This is a genomic window from uncultured Psychrosphaera sp., from assembly GCF_947500655.1.
GTDB lineage: Bacteria > Pseudomonadota > Gammaproteobacteria > Enterobacterales > Alteromonadaceae > Psychrosphaera.
The window spans coordinates 1-1429 of the sequence record NZ_CANMSK010000043.1 but is presented as its reverse complement, the minus strand read 5'-3'; the positions used below and the strand labels follow the sequence as shown (position 1 = coordinate 1429).

Below are 1429 nucleotides of genomic sequence, written 5' to 3'. Positions count from 1 at the left end.
CAGTTAAGCCGACTGGCATTTTTATTTCCGTTTTTGGGATACTTAGACGGTTTTGGCTTTACCCATCTAGGATAACGCCTTTCCTCCCGTCTTTCTGGTAGTTTGAAGTAACTTAATTGCTCTAATAGTCGTTCATAATGTTTGGGGATATTACCTGGTGACGTCAATGGGATTGTTGCAAAAAACTGAGTAACCGCCATAGAGCTGCTAGCAAAACTCAATTGATTCGGCATAACACTATCAAGCTTATATGCTGCACTAGTCATCGCTTGTCTGATCAGGTTGTAAGCTAATAGTATCCCCCAGAGTTCTTGCTCTATCATGTCCGGCCGTTTACTTCTTAACGTATACTTACTGTTAAGTAGGGTTTGTTTCATTTCTCTAAATCCCAACTCTATTTCCCAACGATAACAGTAAAGCTCTACCATTTCCTCACTTGGAAACCGCATTGGGTCAATCATTGACGTTAAAATACGATAGGTTTTACCTCTAATGACTTTCGTCACTAACCTGGCTTCTAGTTCGTCAGGTAATTCTTCAAACTTTTTTCGAGATTGAGGTGTTGTTTTCAATCGTATTCGCTGGTCATTTGGGTTAATTCGTTGTATTACTTCATATTGTAAATCTTTTCGTGCAGGTATCATCCAGTGTCTTTGCTCGCCTGCTTGATGCCAACGGTTTAATAGTCCAAGCGAATAATAGCCTTTATCAAATATGGTGAGTGAATTATCAGGCGTACGCGTTATTAACTGCTCTGCTAGCACCATTTCATTTGTTCGATAATCAGAATGCGCACTGTTAATTAATTGATGACTGGTGACTTCCATATGACAGACCATACGTACTTTGGGGAAAATATTCTCACTATGACTGTTGCTCTGAGCTTTAAAGGTTTGATGGTTTTCAGGTGTGTCAGTAGTACGCCATACGACACCATCAACTGCTAATAAGTTAAGCCCAGCCCATGTTTCAAATGTGTTATTTTGGTAGCTTTGCTCAGCCATTGTTAAGAATACTTGTTTGACGGCTTCCGAGCCTAAGCGTTGTCTGGCTTGTACTAATGCACTTGGTGCAACTAAAGGCTTTTTGCCGGGGAGCATAATGTCCATCTGTGTTGCAATGTCCCAGACCGAGCATTGCCTGAAAAGGCTCATGCCAATAATTGACCAAAGTACCGTTTCTAAAGGCAAGCGACGCTTTCTGATCGTTGCTACGCCAGCTTGTTGGAAACATTGTTCAATTAACTGTGGAGACAGTATTTCAGCAAACTTTTCAAAAGAGTGAAAAGTATTACAAGCATCAAGAGTCGTAGCCAATTCAGTTTCAAAGCGCATAAAAAAATCCGATATCATTAATTGATATCGGATTTTGAACTATTCAAAAGATCGGTCAATGGATCGTTAAATATTTCTTAACTGATCGGCATTAC

The 1429-nt window shown here is 40.0% G+C and carries 1 protein-coding gene; it reads right to left on the bottom strand.

Annotated features, from left to right (window positions below; translation table 11 throughout):
* Nucleotides 1-1334 (bottom strand): IS4 family transposase (locus Q0940_RS17005; protein ID WP_299271134.1); only part of this gene is annotated, 1334 nt, incomplete at its 3' end.
* Nucleotides 1335-1429: the final 95 nt, after the last annotated feature.